Origin of the sequence: Actinoplanes sp. CA-131856, assembly GCF_050956135.1 — a bacterium.
Taxonomy (GTDB): Bacteria; Actinomycetota; Actinomycetes; order Mycobacteriales; family Micromonosporaceae; genus Actinoplanes.
In genome coordinates, this window is sequence record NZ_CP191849.1 from 3529518 (window position 1) to 3546253 (window position 16736).

The 16736-nt window shown below is 71.8% G+C and carries 15 protein-coding genes; 8 read left to right on the forward strand and 7 right to left on the reverse strand.

All coding sequences use genetic code 11. The features are described from left to right. Window positions 1-14 precede the first annotated feature (14 nt). Genes ACQP2X_RS16370 through ACQP2X_RS16380 form a run of 3 tightly spaced genes read left to right on the forward strand, consistent with a single transcriptional unit; the run spans window position 15 to window position 3906 of the window. Complete coding sequence (locus ACQP2X_RS16370; protein ID WP_498697836.1) at window positions 15-1280, forward strand: hydantoinase/oxoprolinase N-terminal domain-containing protein; 1266 nt, start codon at window positions 15-17, stop codon at window positions 1278-1280. Beyond that, entirely contained in the window at window positions 1277-2386 is a 1110-nt protein-coding gene (locus ACQP2X_RS16375) for an S-methyl thiohydantoin desulfurase family protein (RefSeq protein ID WP_498697837.1), read from the forward strand. The genes ACQP2X_RS16370 and ACQP2X_RS16375 overlap by 4 nt, the downstream gene beginning before the upstream one ends. Next, a complete protein-coding gene (locus ACQP2X_RS16380) occupies window positions 2383-3906 on the forward strand; it encodes a PucR family transcriptional regulator (RefSeq protein WP_498697839.1) in 1524 nt (507 codons plus the stop codon). Before ACQP2X_RS16375 ends, ACQP2X_RS16380 begins: the two co-directional genes overlap by 4 nt. Here ACQP2X_RS16380 and ACQP2X_RS16385 read toward each other — a convergent pair. Together ACQP2X_RS16385 and ACQP2X_RS16390 are read right to left on the reverse strand one after the other, a co-directional pair. Beyond that, window positions 3860-5524, reverse strand: coding sequence for a hydantoinase B/oxoprolinase family protein (locus tag ACQP2X_RS16385; RefSeq protein WP_498697840.1), 1665 nt, complete (start codon window positions 5522-5524; stop codon window positions 3860-3862). The genes ACQP2X_RS16380 and ACQP2X_RS16385 overlap by 47 nt on opposite strands. Beyond that, on the reverse strand, window positions 5521-7533 hold the full coding sequence (locus ACQP2X_RS16390) for a hydantoinase/oxoprolinase family protein (RefSeq protein ID WP_498697841.1): 2013 nt from the start codon (window positions 7531-7533) through the stop codon (window positions 5521-5523). Before ACQP2X_RS16390 ends, ACQP2X_RS16385 begins: the two co-directional genes overlap by 4 nt. A 155-nt stretch (window positions 7534-7688) precedes the next feature. Between ACQP2X_RS16390 and ACQP2X_RS16395 the strand changes: the two genes are divergently transcribed. Next, on the forward strand, window positions 7689-8690 hold the full coding sequence (locus ACQP2X_RS16395; protein ID WP_498697843.1) for a M17 family metallopeptidase: 1002 nt from the start codon (window positions 7689-7691) through the stop codon (window positions 8688-8690). Here ACQP2X_RS16395 and ACQP2X_RS16400 read toward each other — a convergent pair. Continuing rightward, window positions 8671-9627: an NAD(P)-dependent alcohol dehydrogenase gene (locus tag ACQP2X_RS16400; protein WP_498697844.1), complete on the reverse strand. Its 957-nt coding sequence runs from the start codon at window positions 9625-9627 to the stop codon at window positions 8671-8673. The two genes, ACQP2X_RS16395 and ACQP2X_RS16400, sit on opposite strands and share 20 nt — an antisense overlap. Before the next feature lie 251 nt (window positions 9628-9878). Here ACQP2X_RS16400 and ACQP2X_RS16405 point away from each other — a divergent pair, with 251 nt between their 5' ends. Next, complete coding sequence (locus tag ACQP2X_RS16405; protein ID WP_498697846.1) at window positions 9879-10703, forward strand: alpha/beta fold hydrolase; 825 nt, start codon at window positions 9879-9881, stop codon at window positions 10701-10703. Window positions 10704-10743: 40 nt separating this feature from the next. Here the strand turns inward: ACQP2X_RS16405 and ACQP2X_RS16410 are convergent, their stop codons facing one another. Together ACQP2X_RS16410 and ACQP2X_RS16415 are read right to left on the reverse strand one after the other, a co-directional pair. Next, complete coding sequence (locus ACQP2X_RS16410; RefSeq protein WP_498697847.1) at window positions 10744-11466, reverse strand: hypothetical protein; 723 nt, start codon at window positions 11464-11466, stop codon at window positions 10744-10746. 19 nt (window positions 11467-11485) lie between these two features. Further along, window positions 11486-12337, reverse strand: coding sequence for a phosphatidylinositol-specific phospholipase C/glycerophosphodiester phosphodiesterase family protein (locus ACQP2X_RS16415; protein ID WP_498697849.1), 852 nt, complete (start codon window positions 12335-12337; stop codon window positions 11486-11488). Window positions 12338-12406: 69 nt separating this feature from the next. Between ACQP2X_RS16415 and ACQP2X_RS16420 the strand changes: the two genes are divergently transcribed. Both ACQP2X_RS16420 and ACQP2X_RS16425 read left to right on the forward strand, forming a co-directional pair. After that, window positions 12407-13294: a fructose bisphosphate aldolase gene (locus tag ACQP2X_RS16420; protein WP_498697851.1), complete on the forward strand. Its 888-nt coding sequence runs from the start codon at window positions 12407-12409 to the stop codon at window positions 13292-13294. A 163-nt stretch (window positions 13295-13457) separates the two neighbouring features. Continuing rightward, window positions 13458-13634: a hypothetical protein gene (locus ACQP2X_RS16425; protein ID WP_498697853.1), complete on the forward strand. Its 177-nt coding sequence runs from the start codon at window positions 13458-13460 to the stop codon at window positions 13632-13634. A gap of 63 nt (window positions 13635-13697) precedes the next feature. On the opposite strand, the gene ACQP2X_RS16430 is transcribed toward ACQP2X_RS16425, so the two are convergent. Next, entirely contained in the window at window positions 13698-14411 is a 714-nt protein-coding gene (locus tag ACQP2X_RS16430) for a GlxA family transcriptional regulator (RefSeq protein WP_498697854.1), read from the reverse strand. 45 nt (window positions 14412-14456) lie between these two features. Between ACQP2X_RS16430 and ACQP2X_RS16435 the strand changes: the two genes are divergently transcribed. Continuing rightward, a complete protein-coding gene (locus tag ACQP2X_RS16435; RefSeq protein ID WP_498697856.1) occupies window positions 14457-14615 on the forward strand; it encodes a hypothetical protein in 159 nt (52 codons plus the stop codon). Here the strand turns inward: ACQP2X_RS16435 and ACQP2X_RS16440 are convergent. Then, a complete protein-coding gene (locus tag ACQP2X_RS16440; RefSeq protein WP_498697859.1) occupies window positions 14575-16713 on the reverse strand; it encodes a putative bifunctional diguanylate cyclase/phosphodiesterase in 2139 nt (712 codons plus the stop codon). The genes ACQP2X_RS16435 and ACQP2X_RS16440 overlap by 41 nt on opposite strands. Between the last annotated feature and the right edge of the window lie 23 nt (window positions 16714-16736).

Sequence of the window (16736 nt, forward strand, 5' to 3'; positions counted from 1 at the left end):
CGTAGGCTGTCGCAATGTCGGCACCAACCATCGGGGTCTCGCTACGGCCGGAGAGGGCGTACGCGGCGGTGGTCCACGGCTCCACGGCGGTGCCCGTGGAGCCGGTGGCGCCGGCCCGCACCGACGCCGACGGGGTCATCGCGGCGGCGGTCGCGGCTGCCCGGCGGCTGGCGCCCGGCGGGGCCGACGCCGTGACCGTGGACATCGCCCCGGTGCTGCTCGACACGCTGCTGCGCCCGGAAAGCGACATCCCGCCGGTGGCGGTGGTGCGGATCGTGCCGCGCGCCGCCACCGACCCGGTCCTGGCCCGCTCGCCGGCCGAGGTGGTGGAGCGCCGGGTGGCCGGCCGGTGGACCGTCGGCGGCGGCCACGACCTGCTCGGCAACGAACTGCTTCCGCTTGACCATGCCGCGCTCGCCGCGGTCACCGCCGGGCTGGCCGAGACCGGCATCCGGCACGTGGCCGTGGTCGCGGCCGGCTCGCAGGCCAAGCCCGCCCACGAGCGGGAGGTGGCCGACGCGATCCAGGCCGCCGTGCCCGGGGCCCGCATCTCGGTGGCCAGCGACTACGGCGGCCAGGGACTGACCGCCAGGGAGGCGACGGTGGTGCTCGACTGCGCGCTCACCGCGCTGACCGAGCGGCTGCTCGACCGCTGCGAGCGCACCCTGGCCAGACTTCCCGGAGAGGTACGCCTGCGGGTGGCCCGCGGCGACGGCGGCTACAGCACGCCGTCGCGCATCCGGGTCACCCCGGTCATGGCGTTCGGCGCGACCGACGCGCTCGAGCTGTGCGGGGCGGCCCATCTGGCCGGCCTGGACGACTGCCGGGTGCTGCTGCGCCGCGACGGTCAGGACGTGGCCGGCGAGGTGCGGCACCGCCTGGCCGTGGTCCGCCTGGCCGAGCAGCCGCGTCTCGGCACCGAGCTGGTGGTGCCGACGGCCGCGCTCACCCCGCAGCCCCGCGAGACCTCACGCGGCGCCGACGTGCCGCTCGTGCTGGCCGAGAACCCCGACCTGCTGGCCTGTGTGGGCGCGGCCATCGCCCGCCCGGCCTCGTGGCTCGACGAGGTCGCCTTCATCGAGTCGGCCGACGAGCTGGAACGCGTCCGCCGCGACGTCGAGGAGCGGGCCACGGCCATGGTCATGGCCAACGGCGCCGCCCCCGGCACCACCCACATCGCCGAGATCTCCACGGTCGCGGTCCCGTACAGCCCTTCGGGAACGGTGCGGATCCGCGTACGGGTGGCCGGCGCCCCCGACGACACCCTGGCCGGCCGATGAGCGGGGGCGCGGGCTACCTGGGCGCGATGGCCTCGATCAGCGCCGAGGACGTGCCCGCCCTCTATGAGGGGGCCAAGTTCTATTCTCCGGCCGTCGGCGACGCCGGGCGTTCGTCGGTCACGTCGTGGCTGGCCGGGCTCCTCGAACGCAACGGGCCGGTGCCACTCATGCGCGTCGAGTCGGTCGCGCCGGACACCCCTTGCGTGTCGGTGTGCGTGCTCGGCTCCGGGTCGGCCATGGCCGACCTGCCGCCCGCCGGCGACGAGTTCGTGCTGGCCGTACGCCAGATCGAGCGCCTGCAGAAGGTGAAGTTCGGCGCCGTCTATCCCCTCGCGGCGGCCACCATCAGCGCGCTGGTCCCGGTCGTGACGGCCGCGCAGCTGGGCGTGCCGCTGCTCGACGCGGACGGGATGGGCCGCACCTTCGCGCTGATCCACCACACCGCCATGCACCTGGCCGGGGTGTCACCGACCCCGCTGGCCGCGGTCGGCCCGACCGGCGAGAGCGTGCTCGTCGAGGTGCTCTCCGGGCCGCGCGCCGACCGGATGCTGCGGGCCAACGTCGACACGGTCGGCGGGTGGGCGGCGCTCGCGGCCTATCCGGTGGACGCCGGAACCCTGCGCCGGGCCGCGCTGCCGGGGACCATGTCCCGGATCACCAACGTGGGCCGCGTGCTCCTGGAGACGACCGACCCCGAGGTGCTGGTGACCCGGCTCGGCGCCATCACCGGCTGCCGGCGGATCGCCCGCGGGCGCATCGCCGAGCTCGAGCACCTGAGCCGCCAGAACGACGTCACCATCCCGGCCCACCCGTCCAGCCTCGTGGTCGAGGAGACCGGCGGGCTCGGCCGGCAGGTGCGCATCGAGCTGCGCAGCGAGATCGTGGCCGTCTTCGCCGACGGCGCCCTGATCGCCGGCGCGCCCGACCTGATGTGCCTGCTCGACGTGTCCCGGGGCGCCCTGGCCACGCTGGACAGCCTGGAACCGGGCGATCTGATCGACGTGCTGGTCACGCCGGCCGACGCGGTCTGGTACTCACCGGAGGGAATGGAGATGGTCGGCCTGAGCTCGCACGGAATCCCGCTGGAACACCCGAGGCGCCGATGAGAGGCCTGCCCATCACGCTCGGCGAGCTGGCCCGGGTGCGGCCGCTGGCCGGGGCCGAGCTGCACCTGGCCGACCCGTCCCGCGCGGTCGAGCAGGTGGTGCTGGCCGAGACGTTCGACCGGCTCCGGCACTGCCTGCCGCACGAGCTGGTGGTGCTGCACGACGAGGCCGCCACCGGCGGCTGGTCGCTGGCCGCGGCCCTGCACCTGGCCTGGGAGCGCAACCTGTCGGCGGTGGTCGTGTCCCGCACGGTGGCCGGCGCCTCCAGCGCCGCCCTGGCCGAGCGGCTGGCCATGTCGTTGATCGTCATCGACGACGACCCGATCGAGGTCGCCCTCCAGCTCGCCGGTCAGGTCAGCGCGCCCGCCGCGGCCCGCGCCCAGCGCCAGGCCCGGATCGCCGAGCAGCTGGCCGAGCAGACCGGCATCCGGGGCGTCCTGGGCGTGCTCAACCGGGAGTTGCAGGGCGTGCCGGTGGCCCTGGTGGTGGGCGACGTGGTGGTGGCCGGGCAGGCGGCCGCCCTGGCCGAGCGGCCGCAGGTGCGCCAGATCGAGGTCGAGGTGCACGCGGCGGGGGAGCGGTCGGCGGCCCGGATGGTGGCCGCGGTGCCGGTGCCCGGACCGGCCGCGGTCGACCAGGTGGGTTCGCTGCTGCGGCTGGCCCGCCCGTCGTTGCAGGCGGCCTGGGCCCGCAGCCGGCTCGACGCGGCGGCCCGGGCCGCGCACGAGCAGGCCGCCTTCGAGCTGCTGCGCCGCGTCGAGGGCGACGAGGCGCCGAGCTGGGCGGCCGAGCTGGGCTGGCAGGTCGGCCTGCACAACCGCGCGGTCTGGCTCGCGCCGGTACGGCCCGAGGGCGAGCCGTCGGACGAGGTCACCTATCTGATCCGCGCGTCCTGGCAGCGCGGGCACAGCATCTGGCCGCTGATCGCCGAGGGCGACGGCTGGATCTCCTGGCACAGCGGCGCCGACCCGGACGACGTGGCGGCGCTGCGCCGGGCCCTGACCGGCTTTCGCGACTCGGCCGTGGCCCACCGGCTCGTGCTCGGCGTGGGCCGCGCGCACGAGGGGGTCGGCGGGCTGATGCGCTCGGTGGCCGAGGCCCGGCTGGCCGCCCACGTGGCCCGCGAGTCCGGAGCCGGGTCGGTGCAGTGGTTCGACCAGGTGGGTGCGGCGGCCTCGCTGGCCTGGCTGCCCACCACCGAGATCGCCCAGGTGGCCGACCTGACCCTGGCCGAGCTGATGGCGGCCCGCGACCGGGCGCCGCTCGTGCAGACAGTGCTCGCGGTGCTCGACGCGGGCGGATCGCTGAGCCAGGCCTCGCGGCAGCTGGGCGTGCACCGCAACACGGTGCTGGCCCGGCTCGCGCGGGCCCGGCAACTCGGCCTGACCTACGACGAACCGGGCCAGCGCCTGGCCCTGCACGTGCTCTGCTACGCCCTGACGACGCTGTGGAACCGATCTACGCTGGACCGATCTACTCTGGACCGATCCCGTAGCGGGAGCGAGCCGTCTCCGCCGTGATGTTGCGGTCGAGCACGTCGGCGCGGACGTCGTCGGCCGACCGCTCGGTCGGGTCGCCGTATCCGCCCCCGCCGCCCGTGGCACACCGGACGACGTCGCCCTTCCTGATCTTCATGCCGTTGATCTTCAAGATCCGCCGCTCGTCCTCACGGCCCGGATTGATCACGACCTCGGGACCGACCGCGTCCTCGCCGCCGAACAGGCCCCAGGCGGGCTGCCGCGACCGCTCGAACCACAGCGACACCGACATGTCGGTCTGCGCCTCGTACTCGCGGACGACGCCGTTGCCGCCACGCCACCGGCCCGAGCCGCCCGAGTCGGGGCGGATCCGGTATTCGGTGATCCGCCACGGATAGCGCGTCTCGTGCACCTCGATCGGGATGTCCTTGAGCGAGCCGTTCACGTTGTTGATCAGGGCGCTCTCGCCGTCCGAGCCGTTCCAGGCGCCCCAGCCGCCGACAGTGGCCTCGAGGCTGACGAAGTCGCGGCTCACCCGGGGATCCGTACCGGAACTCAGAATGATCATCGAATCGCCGTGCGAAGCACCGGCGACCTGGTCGGGCAGGGCCGGCGCGAGCGCCCGGGCCACCATGTCGATGAGCAGGCCGAGGTGCGAGAAGTACCACTGGCAGGCGGCCGGCGACCGCGCGCCGAGCACGGAACCCTCACGGACCTGGGTGGTCATCGACCGGAACGAGCCGCCGTTGCCGGGCAGATCCGGGCTCACCAGCAGCTTGTAGCCCACGCGCAGGGCCGAGACGGCCTGCGAGACGCCACAGTTGACCGGGCCCACGGTCTGGTCGGCCGACTCGGTGACGTCGAAGTCGATCTCCTCGCCGGCCACGGTGATCCGCAGGCGGATCGGGATCGGGGTGTCCAGGTCGACGCCGTCGTTGTCGAGCACGCCCTCGGCCGTGTAGACGCCGTCCGGGATCTTCGCGATGACGGCGCGCTCCAGGAGCTCGGTCTGGTGGAAGATCTCGTCGCGGGCGGCTTCGAGAACGTCCAGGCCGAACCGGCGTACGATCTCCTGAAGTCGCCTTTCGCCCATCTGGATGCAGGCCATCATGGCGTGCATGTCGCCGGTGGTGGGATAGGGGAAACGCACGTTGGTGCCGATCGTGTCGATGACCGCGCGCTCCTCCTTCCCGCCCGAGACCAGCTTCTGCGGGCCGAGCCGCAGGCCCTCCTGGAAGATCGAGATCGAGTCCATCGAGCCGCCGGGGTCCTTGGAGCCGACGTCGATCCAGTGCGCGCGGCTCGCGGTGAAGCCGACCAGCGTCTCGTCGACGAAGACGGGGCCGAAGATGGTGACGTCGTTGAGGTGGGTGCCGCCCAGATAGCTGTCGTTGAGGATCCACACGTCACCCGGCTGCCACACCTCGCGGCCGAAGCGCTCCTCGGTGGCCAGGGTGCAGGTCTCCAGGTTGCCCAGGAAGATCGGCAGGCCGGCCGACTGGCCGAGGACCTGGTGGTTCGCGTCGAGCAGGGCGACCACGCAGTCGCCGCACTCATAGATGATCGGGGTGTACGCCGAACGGATCAGCGTGGCGTTCATGTCATCGGCGGCCGCGTTGAGCGCGTTCCGGATGATCTCCACGGTAACCGGGTCGATCATGCGTCCTCGTCCTTCCTGATCACAAGCGAGCCGATGTCGTCGACGCTTACGGTGTAGCCGGGCGGCACGACCGTGGTGGCGGTGTCCTCCACCACCACCGCGGGGCCCTCGAAGGTGTGGCCGACGAAGAGATCGTCGCGGCGGACGATGATCGTGTCCGTTGTGTCGCCATCGAAGATCACGGGCCGGATGTCGTGCGGGAAGTCCACTGTGGGCGCGGCGGGCCATTTCTGCGGCTCGGGGCGACCGAGATCGCCGAAGGCGGCGGTGCGTAGCGCGACGAACTCGATCGGAGCGCCCAAATTGGCGTGGCCATAGCGGGATTTATGCAGATCGGCGAAACGCTGGGCGACGTTGGTGAGGAAATCATCGTCAGTCGGCTCGTCGGCGCTGTTCAGCGGCACGGTCAGCGTGTACTCCTGCGCGGCGTAGCGGATGTCGACCGCATGGCTCGCGCTGCGCTTGTCGGACGAAACGCCCTCATTGCCGAGTGTTTCGAGTCCGGCCTTCTCCAGGCGTCGGAGCGTTTCGGACATATCCGAAGTGTTGAGGTCTTGGTCGAGATAGAAGTACGGCTCGGTCCAGTCCTGCCGGATCCGCGTCTGGAGCATGCCCCAGGCCGAGAACGCGCCCGGGAAGCGCGGCACGATCGTCTCGGCGATGCCCAGCTCGCGGGCCAGGAAGACGGCGTGCATCGGGCCGGCCCCGCCAAAGGCGACCAGGGCCGACTCGCGCGGCTCGATGCCCCGCGACACCGTGATGGTCCGGATCGCCTGCGCCATCTTGGAGTTGGCGACGTCGCAGATGCCCTCGGCCATCGCCTGCGTGGTCATGCCGAAGACCTCGGCCAGCCCGTCCACGGCCGTCTCGGCCGCCTTGGTGTCGAGCGTCATCTGCCCACCGGCGAAGCCGTCCGGGTCGATGCGGCCCAGCACCAGGTTGGCGTCGGTCACGGTCGGCTCGGTGCCGCCGCGGCCGTAACAGGCCGGACCAGGCCGGGCGCCCGCGCTGCGCGGCCCCACCCGCAGGCCACCGGCCTCGGCCCAGGCCACCGAGCCGCCGCCGGCGCCGACCGTGTGGATGTTGACGACGCTCATCAGCATCGGCAGGCCCTCGAGCTGCGCCTCGGCCGACACATCGGGCTCGCCGTCGACGATCAGCGACACGTCGAAGCTGGTGCCGCCCATGTCCACGCCGATCAGGTGCGGCCGCCCGGTCTGCCGGGACAGCTCGGCGCCCGCGATGGCCCCGCCGACCGGCCCCGAGAGCAGCGTCTGCAGCGGGCGGCGGCGGGCCGACTCGGCGGTCAGGATGCCGCCCGACGACTGCATGACGTGCAGCGGCACCCGCAGCCCTCGGCTCTCCAGCCGCCCTTCCAGGTCGAGAAGATAACGGCGGACGATCGGACCGGTGTACGCCTCGACGACCGCCGACGACGTCCGCTCGTACTCCCGCCACTCCTTCGCCGCCTCGTGCGACACCGAGACCGTGACGTCCTCGCCCAGCTCCTCGTGCAGGATCTCCCGGGCCCGCAGTTCGTGGGCCGGGTTCTTGTAGCTGAACAGGAACGCGATGGCGACGGCACCGGTGACCCGCTGGGCCGCCCGCCGCACCGCGTCCTCGTCCAGGGGCGCCAGCTCGGTGCCGTCGGCCGCGATCCGGCCGCCGATGCCGACCACGTCCCGGCGCGGCACCAGCGGCGTCGGCTTGCGGTAGTGCAGGTCGTACAGCCGGGTCCGCGGGCCGCGCGCGATGTGGTAGCTGTCCTCCACGCCCGCGGTGCCCAGCAACAGCACGGGCACGCCCCGGCGCTCCAGGAACGCGTTGAGGCCCTGGGTCGTGCCGTGCACCAGGAAGTCGATGCCGGACGGCTCCTCGACCACCGCGCCGAGCCCGGCCAGCACGCCCTCGCTGAGGTTGCCCGGTGTGGTCGACGCCTTGGTGGCCGCGAACGTCCCGCTCTCCTGGTCGTACGTCACGACGTCGGTGAACGTGCCACCGATGTCCATCGCTACTCGATACCGCCCCATCTGCTCTCCCTCGATCGGTCCTCGCAAGCTAGGGAAGGGCGGTGTGCGGCAAGTGTGCGCGGGGCCTAGCCGCGCCCCGCCGCTGCGTGCTTCGCGCACGATCGGCTTCCCGGGCGGGCCGACAGACTGCGGCCATGACTGTCTTCGCGAAGCGCGATCGCCGGGCGGAAATCGAAACGGCCATCGATGCGGTGACCTCGTCCGGAACGGCCGGCGACGCGGTCGCGCTGGCCCGGCTCCTGACCAGCGCCCCACCGAACGTGCTGACCCCGGCCGCCGCCGCGTCGTGGGCGTCGTCCCTTCCCGGATTGACCGTCACGGTGCTCGACGCGGCGGATTTCGGCGCCCTGTCGGCCATCGGCGGCGGCTCGGCCAACGCGCCGCGGATGGTCCGGCTCGACTATCTAGGTGGCTCTCCCGAGGTCGCTCTGGTCGGCAAGGGCATCACGTTCGACAGCGGCGGCCTCTCCCTGAAGTCGCCGGCCGCCATGCAGTCGATGCGGATGGACGTGGCCGGGGCGGCCACGGTCCTGGCCGTCATGGCCGCCCTGCCCGCGGCGGGCTGCCCGGTCCCGGTCACGGCCGTCCTGCCGTTCGCCGAGAACCTGCCCGGCCCGGGCGCGGCCCGCCCCGGCGACGTGGTGACGGCCTGGAACGGCACCGAGATCCAGATCCTCGACACCGACTTCGAGGGCCGGGTCATTCTGGCCGACGCCTTGGCGCTGGCCGCGTCCCTGTCACCCGGCCTGCTGATCGACTTGGCCACGCTGACCTACCAGGCCGAGATCGCGCTCGGCCCGGAGATCGCCGCCGTCTTCGGCCGCGACGACGACGCGGTGGCCCGCTTCCTGGCCGCCGCGTCCCGCGCCGGCGAGCCGATGTGGCGGCTGCCGTACGACGAGCGCTACATCGACCAGGTCCGCACGCCGTACGGCGTACGGAACCACCCGCTGCACGACTCGGGCCGTGCCATCACCGCCGCGTTGTTCCTCGGAGAATTCGTGCCGCCGTCGGTCCCGTGGGTGCACTGCGACATGACGGGCCCGGCCTGGAAGGGGGACGCCTCCATCGACGGGGCCACGGGCTTCGGCGTCCGCACCCTCCTGGATCTCGTTCTCACTCCCCATCAAGGGTGATCACGACTGCGCCGAGGCGCTGCTCGGTCTCGACCCGGCGGTGAGCGTCGGCCGCCTCGGCCATCGGGTAGACCCGGTCGACGATCGACCGGATCTCACCCGCCTCGATCATCTCCGTGAGCGTGGCCAGGCCCTCGCTCGTCTCCGAGGCGAAGGCCACCGTCACGGTCCTGCTCAGCGCCGATCGCAACAGCATCGACAGGCGCGGGTTGCCGTGGAGATAGCGCCCGCCCGGCCGGAGCAGATCGACGAGAGAGCTCCCGGCGACCATGTCGAAGACGACGTCGAACTTCCGGCCCAGGGCCCTCACATCGCCGGTGGTGTAGTCCACGAAATCGCCGGCACCGAGCCGGCGTACGAAATCCTGCTTGATGCCGTGGTCGACCGCAGTGACCCGCCCGCCCATCGAGCAGGCGATCTGCACGGCGTGGGCGCCGATGCTGCCGCCGGCCCCGTTGATCAGCACCTGCTCACCCGGCGCGATCCGCGCGCGCCGCATGAAATGCAGGGCGTTGAGCCCACCCAGCGGAACGGCGGCCGCCTCGGCGAACGTCAGGTTCCGTGGCTTGGGCCCGACGGCGGCGCGTTCCGGAAGGACGAGGAACTCACCGTAAGCGCCCATGCGAAGGCCGGTGCAGCCGTAGACCTGATCGCCCGGCGACAGGCGGGTCACCCGCCCGCCCACCGACTCCACCTCGCCGGCGAAATACATGCCCAGGACGGGACGCCGCGGGCGTACGACTCCGATCGCGATCCGCAGCGGAAGCCAGAACCATTTGACTGAGTACCGAAAGCTCCGGAACTCGCAGTCGGACTTGGTCGCCTCGGCCGCCCGCACCCGGATCAGAACCTCCCGATCGCCCGGAACCGGCGCGGGCACGTCGGCCAGACGCAGAACGTCCGGCCCGCCATAGCGTGTGTAGGTGACGGCCTTCACGCCGCCATCGGACCGGTTCGCCGCCGCGGTGTCAACGCCTGCACGTGCGTATCCCACTCTCTGGCGAGGGCGTGATTTTCGGCAGAACGTGCCCGGTTGACCATTTTGTGCCGACGTGAGGTGGGGAGGCGCGTCATCTGTCGGATGACTGGTCGCGTGATGGAGGGCACGCATTTGTTCATCGCGGTTTGGTCGTGTGCCACAGGTCGGCGGCATACGTTGACGATGCAAGCAACGTTTGAGGGGGGACCATGGGTTTCATCACCACCACCGACGGTGTCCAGATCTTCTACAAGGACTGGGGGTCGGGCCAGCCGATCGTCTTCAGCCATGGATGGCCGCTGTCGTCCGACGACTGGGACGCGCAGCTGATGTTCTTCCTCAGCAAGGGCTACCGGGTCATCGCCCACGACCGGCGGGGGCACGGTCGTTCGGAGCAGGTGGCCGACGGGCACGACATGGACCACTACGCGGACGACCTGGCCGCGCTGACCGCTCACCTCGACCTGCGCGACGCTGTTCACGTCGGGCACTCGACCGGTGGGGGCGAGGTCGCGCACTACATCGGCCGGCACGGTGAGTCGCGCGTCGCCAAGGCCGTGCTGATCAGCGCCGTGCCGCCGATCATGGTGCAGACCGAGGCCAACCCGGGTGGCCTGCCCAAGAGCGTCTTCGACGGCATCCAGGAGCAGGTGGCCACCAACCGGTCCGCGTTCTACCGTGACCTGCCGGCCACCGCGTTCTACGGCTTCAACCGTGACGGTGTCGAGCCGATCGAGGCCATCATCCAGAACTGGTGGCGCCAGGGCATGATGGGCGGGGCCAAGGCCCACTACGACGGCGTGGTCGCGTTCTCGCAGACCGACTTCACCGAGGACCTCAAGAAGATCACGGTTCCGGTGCTGGTCATGCACGGCGACGACGACCAGGTCGTCCCGTACGCCGACTCGGGCCCGCTCTCGGCCAAGCTCGTGCAGAACGGCACGCTGAAGACGTACGCCGGCTTCCCGCACGGCATGCCCACCACGCAGGCGTCGGTCATCAACGCCGACCTGCTGGAGTTCATCCAGTCCTGATCGACGGGAAAGCCGCCGGGCGTCACTGCCCGGCGGCTTTTCACGTACGGGCGGTCAACAGCACCATCCCGGTCGTCTCATAGCCCTCACCGATCGGCGCCGAGTCGACGCGCTCCACCGTCAGCTCCGCCGTGACCGGTGCGAAGACGTCCCGTACGACCGCCGCGTCAACCGGAAGACCCGGCCAGTACGGCCCGTCGCCGATGCGATAGCGACCCATGTTCTCCATGAACGCGGCCACCAGCCGGCCGCCCGGCCGGACCGCGCCCGCGAAGGCGTGGCAGAGCTGCCGGAACTCGTCCGGGCTCTCCGTGGCGCTCTCGGCGACGAAGTGCATCGAGGCCAGGTCGTAGTCACCGGGCTTCAGGTCGCCGGCGCCGCCGCGGCGCAGCCGCACCCGGGCGAGCGCCTCACCCAGCGTGGCCGGCAACGCCGGTTGAAGCTCACGGCACCGGCGGTAGAACAGCTGCCAGCTCTCCTCCGGGCCGTCGCGCAACTGGGACTCCAGATAGGCGACGCTGGCCGCGCTCGGCTCCACGACCTCGATGTCACGGCTGACCGCGGCCGCCGCCATCAACGGGTAGAGGTTCGGGCCCGCGCCCAGCTCCAGCGACCGTCCGAAGTGGCCGGGCGGGAAGCGCCGGTAGAACGCGCTGTGGTGCACCAGCACCGCGTCGTCGTCCGGGCGCACCTCGCGGTAGATCTCGTCCAGATAGTCGGGCACCGGCCACAGATCCCAGTTCGCATCCTGGTTCCGCCACATCCGTCGATGATGCCGCGTCTCAGGCCGCCTTGGCGTACGCCGTCCGGCGCAGGAACGCCTCGAGCCCGGCCAGATCGTCGGTGTTGATGTGGTCGACACCGGCGGCGACCAGCTCACGCCAGACCGCCTCGCGTTCCGGGCCGGCGACGTCCGGGGTGGCCCAGAAACGTACGCGCTGCCGGTTCGCGTGGGCGTCGCGGACGAATTGTCGCAGCTTCGCGCGCTCCCCGGCCGGGATGGGGCCGGCGCCCTGCCAGGTGAAGAGGTTGGTCCAGTTGTCGCTGATCAGCGGGATGAGGCTCGCCGGCGCACCGGTGTTCAGATCGGCGGCGCGGCCGTCGTAGAAGGCGTACCGGACCCGCTGCGCGGCCATCAGATCGCGCGGCCGGTCCCCGCTGATGACGACGGTCACGGCATTTTCGAAAACCCGGCCATTGGTGTACGTCGTCAGCATGCTCCGGTAGCGCCGCAGGACCCGGTCGAGCTCGGTATAGGTCGCCGCCCCGGTGTTCTTGATGTCGACCAGCAGTTGCACCGATCGGTCGCTTCCGCGATAGACGTGACCGTGGTTCGCCCGGACACGCCGCAGCAGCGGGTCGAGGTAGAGGCTCTGCAACGTCCGGCCGGGAACGACGTCCTCCGGGTCGTGGCCGACCAGCAGCTCGCCGCCGACGAGGTAGATGTCCGCCTCGACGCTGGTGAAGCCGTGCGACAGCGCGTCCGCGAGCGGGCGCTCGTGCTCGTAGTCGTTGTGGGCGTGGGCGCGCGGCAACGGGCGAACCGCGTGCCGGTCGCCGGCCTGTGCGGCGGCGGGGGCGAGCGTGAGCAGCGCACACACCGCGGCGACGAGGGTCAGAACTCGACGGGTCATGCCGGGAAGCTATCGATGCATCGTGAACCTTCGATGACGTTCGCATGGTGGCGGTGGCAGGATCGGGAGATGAATCAGGAGCAGCTGGCCAAGGTGGGGTCGGGGGCCGGATTTCTCGCGGCGCTCGACCAGAGTGGCGGGAGCACGCCCAAGGCGCTCGCGCAGTACGGGGTGCCCGAGTCGGCGTACACGGACGATGATCAGATGTTCGATCTCATGCACGAGTTCCGGCAGCGGATCATCTCGGCGCCGGCCTTCGGCGGGGATCGGGTGCTGGCGGCGATCCTGTTCGAGCAGACGATGGATCGTGATGTCGACGGGGTGGGCGTTCCGGCGTACCTCTGGGGTCGCAAGCAGGTCGTGCCTTTTGTGAAAGTGGACGAGGGGCTGGCCGCGGAGAAGGACGGCGTGCGGCTGATGAAGCCGTTCACGCGGCTCGACGGGCTGCTCGAGCGGGCCGTGCGCCGGGAGGTGTTCGGGACGAAGATGCGGTCGTTCATCGCCGCGCCCGGCAAAGGGGGCGTGGCGGCCGTGCTCGACCAGCAGTTCGAGTACGCCGTACGGATTCTGGACGCGGGGCTGGTGCCGATCATCGAGCCCGAGGTCGACATCCACAGCGACGGCAAGGCGGCGGCCGAGGAGCTGCTGCTGGCCGGCATCGTCGAGCGGCTGACGGAGGTTCCGGACGGGCGGCAGGTGATGCTCAAGCTGTCGATTCCGAGCCAGGACGACATCTACGCGGGGCTGATCGCGGAGCCCAAGGTGCTGCGCGTCGTCGCGCTCTCCGGTGGATATACGCAGGAGGAGGCCGACGAGCGGCTGGCCCGCAACCACGGGCTGATCGCCAGCTTCTCGCGGGCGCTCACCCAGGATCTGCGCCGCGACCAGAGCGACGCCGAGTTCAACGAGGTGCTCGACAAGGCGATCGGGGACATCTATCGCGCGTCGGCCTCCTGAGGGCCGTCACCGCCGAAGTCGGCGGCTCGTTCTCAGGCCGTGATCAGAGTTTTACCGCCCGCGCCGTATCGGCCGTTGGTCTTGTTGACCATCACCGTTTCGGCCGATGTCGGGAAGGGTTCAACCGAGCATCATGGTCCGATCTGATCGAGAAAGTGTGACCATGTTCAGGACAATCGACGCCGACTCCCGCTCGGCCACCGCGAACGAGATCGCCGCCCGCCTGCGCGCGCAATATGTAGCCAGCGGCGACCGCGCCTACCTCCATGCCGCCGCCATCGCGCTGGGACAGACGTTCCCGCCCGCGACCGCCGCCCCGGAGCCCGCGCCCGCGAGCTGAGCTGAGGCCTACCGCTGGCGAAAAGCCGCCCGGTAGGCCTGTGCCCGCTAGTTGAGCGGAAGCCTACCGCTGGCGAAAAGCCGCCCGGTAGGCCTCGGGGCTGACGCCCCGGGTCCGGCGGAAGTGCCGTTGCAATGTGTCCAGGCTGCCGAAACCGCAGCGGCGGGCCACCGCGGCGATCGTCGCGTCGGCCCGCTCCAGCAGCTGCTCGGCGCGGCGGACCCGTTGCTCGCGCACCCACGCGGCCGGGGTCGCGCCCGTCGCCGCCGTGAAGTGGCGGATGAACGTGCGCGGTGACATCGCGGCCCGGCCCGCCAGCGCGGTCACCGACAGGTCGGCGTCCAGGTGGTCGGCCGCCCAGTCGAGCACCTCGGCCAGGGTCGGACCGGGATCGTTCGGGATCACCGGCCGCCGGGAGAACTGGACCTGGCCCCCGCTGCGGTGGGCCGGCACGACCATCTCCCGGGCGACCCGGTTGGCCACGTCGGCGCCGTGGTCGCGGCGGATCAGGTGCAGGCACAGGTCGATCGCGGCCGACGCCCCGGCGCTGGTGGCGATCGTGCCGTCCACCGCGTAGATCCGGTCGGCGTCGACCGTCACGGCCGGGTAGCGGGCGGCGAGATCGCCGGCGTACGCCCAATGGGTTGTCGCCGTGCGCCCGTCGAGCAGCCCGGCCGCGGCCAGGGTGAACGCGCCCGTGCAGAGCGCGGCCACCGTGGCTCCCCGCGCGGCGGCCCGGTGCAGCGCCGCCACCAGCTCGGGCGAGGGCGGCGGCACCGGCGGAACCACACCGATCCGCGCATCGCCGGAACCTATGCGTTCGTGAATCCGGTCGTGGCCGTTCTTCTCGGCTGGTGGATCCTGAGCGAGCCGCTGACCGCGCGGACGATCCTGGCCACCGCGGTGATCGCGGCCGGGGTGGCCCTCATCGTGCTGGCGCCTAAGCGACAGCCCGCTGATCTTGTGCGAGCAGGTCGCTGACGGCCGGAGCCGGCAGCGGGCGGGCGAAGTGGAAGCCCTGGACGTGGCGATAGCCGAGCTCGTACAGCCGCTGGGCCTGGGCCGCGGTCTCGACGCCCTCGGCCACGGTGCGCAGGCCCATCGTGCGGGCGATGCCGGTCAGGGCGGTGACGACGGCCTCCTGTTCGGGCGCGCCGCCGAGGCCGTCGACGAACGACTTGTCGACCTTGATGACGTCGACCGGGCAGGTGCGCAGCAGGCCGAGCGACGAGTGCCCGGTGCCGAAGTCGTCGAGCGCGATGCTGACGCCGAGCGCCGACAGGGCCTTGACGGTGGCCAGCGCGCGCCCGCCGCCGAAGACCGCCGTCTCGGTGATCTCCAGGGTCAATTGCTTCGGTGGTACGCCGTGACGGGCGAGCGCCGAAGCCACCAGATCGGGCAACGCCGGGTCGAGCAGTTGCCGCGCCGAGACGTTGACCGCGACCGAGTGCAGGCCGGGCCAGGCCGCGGCCTGGGCGCACGCGGTGTCGAGGATCCAGGCCCCGAGCTCGAGGATGAGCCCGGTGTCCTCGGCGACCGGGATGAAGTCGGCCGGGGAGACGACCTCGCCGCTGGGCAGGGTCCAGCGCACGAGCGACTCCACCCCGTAGATCTCGCCGTGCGGCAGCGTGACCACCGGCTGGTAGAGCAGGTGGAACTCGCCCTGGCTCAGCGCCCGGCGCAGATCGGCGGCGAGCGTGGCCCGCTGGCGCAGCTCCCGCTCGAGCGACGCGTCGTACCGGACCACCCGACCGCCGGCCGCCTCACGCAGGGCGATCTCGGCCTCCCGGTAATCGTCCCCGATACCGACCGAGACCTCGACGATCATGTCGTGCCCGGCCGCCCGCAGCGGTTCCGCGGTCGCCGCGACCAGCCGCTCAGCGAAGTCCGAGCCGGACACGAGCACGCCGAACTCGTCGCCACCCAGGCGGGCCACCACCGCGCCGGGGCCGGCCAGGGCCGTGAGGCGGTCGGCGAAGGCGATCAGCAGGGCGTCGCCGGCCTCGGGGCCGAGGCCGTCGTTGATGGCGCGGAACTCCCGCAGGTCGATCAGCACGACGGTGTGGTCACCCACCGCCTCGGTGAAGTGGCGGCGGTTGTAGAGGCCGGTCAGGTCGTCGTGCGCGGCCCGGTGCTCGACCGTGCCCAGCAGCGTGGCGTTCTCGGCCAGCACCACCGCCTGGCGGGCCACCACCAGGAGCAGCAGCACCGTGGTGCCGGCGACCTGGGCCGTGCTCAGGTGTCCTTCGCGCAGGTACATCGCGGCCAGCAGAACGCTGGTCAGGCCGGTGGCCACCAGCGGGATCGCGGTGCCGTGCCGCGGCCGCGCCGACGGGCGCACCCGGGCCGCGCCGCCCGCGGCCCGCCGCGCCGCCAGGACGCCGAACAGGCCGACGAACGGCAGGACGGCGGCGCTGCCGTTCAGGTGCGGCCACGGGAGCAGCAGCGTCATCAGGAGCGTGGAGAGCGGGCCCGCGATGCCGATCGGCGCCAGCCACCACAGGGCGGCGCGGGGGACCGGGCTCTGCCGGGCCGACATGATCTTCACGACGACCGTGACGCCGGCCACCGCGATCGCCATCATCGCGATGTTCAGCCACCAGGCGGCCACGCCGACGCCGAACTTGTCGATGAACCAGTCCAGATATCCCGAACCGGCGATGCCCGCGGTCACCGCCACCACGGCGACGTCGAGGACGGCCGTGGTGACCTGCCGCCAGCTGCGGCCCCCGCTCGGCAGGCGGAGCAGGGCCGAGATGGCGAGAACGGTGCCCACCACGTACAGCAGAAGGGTCCTGGCCCCGATCGGCGGCATGCCGGACCAGGTCACCGTGGCCAGGTCGGCGACCTGGCTCAGCGCCGCCACCAGCACGAAACCCATGGCGACGGCGAGGCGGCGCCAGAACGTCCGCAGGGCGCCCGTGCTCGTGGCGGCGACAGCGCGGAACGCGGCGACGGCCAGCGCGAGCGCGACGACGGCCGGGGCCCACACCAGTGGCCACGGGAACCCGGCACGCATGCCGAGCACGATCAGCACGATCTCCGCGACGGCGGCCGCGAGGGCCCAGGCTCCCTTCATGAAGGGAAAATTCGGCAGCGAAA

Bases quoted from the DNA above. Each gene is read 5' to 3' on its own strand.
- ACQP2X_RS16370 (WP_498697836.1), top strand. From the start codon at position 15: ATGTCGGCACCAACCATCGGGGTCTCGCTACGGCCGGAGAGGGCGTAC.
- ACQP2X_RS16375 (WP_498697837.1), top strand. From the start codon at position 1,277: ATGAGCGGGGGCGCGGGCTACCTGGGCGCGATGGCCTCGATCAGCGCC.
- ACQP2X_RS16380 (WP_498697839.1), top strand. From the start codon at position 2,383: ATGAGAGGCCTGCCCATCACGCTCGGCGAGCTGGCCCGGGTGCGGCCG.
- ACQP2X_RS16385 (WP_498697840.1), bottom strand. From the start codon at position 5,524: ATGATCGACCCGGTTACCGTGGAGATCATCCGGAACGCGCTCAACGCG.
- ACQP2X_RS16390 (WP_498697841.1), bottom strand. From the start codon at position 7,533: ATGGACATCGGTGGCACGTTCACCGACGTCGTGACGTACGACCAGGAG.
- ACQP2X_RS16395 (WP_498697843.1), top strand. From the start codon at position 7,689: ATGACTGTCTTCGCGAAGCGCGATCGCCGGGCGGAAATCGAAACGGCC.
- ACQP2X_RS16405 (WP_498697846.1), top strand. From the start codon at position 9,879: ATGGGTTTCATCACCACCACCGACGGTGTCCAGATCTTCTACAAGGAC.
- ACQP2X_RS16410 (WP_498697847.1), bottom strand. From the start codon at position 11,466: ATGTGGCGGAACCAGGATGCGAACTGGGATCTGTGGCCGGTGCCCGAC.
- ACQP2X_RS16415 (WP_498697849.1), bottom strand. From the start codon at position 12,337: ATGACCCGTCGAGTTCTGACCCTCGTCGCCGCGGTGTGTGCGCTGCTC.
- ACQP2X_RS16420 (WP_498697851.1), top strand. From the start codon at position 12,407: ATGAATCAGGAGCAGCTGGCCAAGGTGGGGTCGGGGGCCGGATTTCTC.
- ACQP2X_RS16425 (WP_498697853.1), top strand. From the start codon at position 13,458: ATGTTCAGGACAATCGACGCCGACTCCCGCTCGGCCACCGCGAACGAG.
- ACQP2X_RS16440 (WP_498697859.1), bottom strand. From the start codon at position 16,713: ATGAAGGGAGCCTGGGCCCTCGCGGCCGCCGTCGCGGAGATCGTGCTG.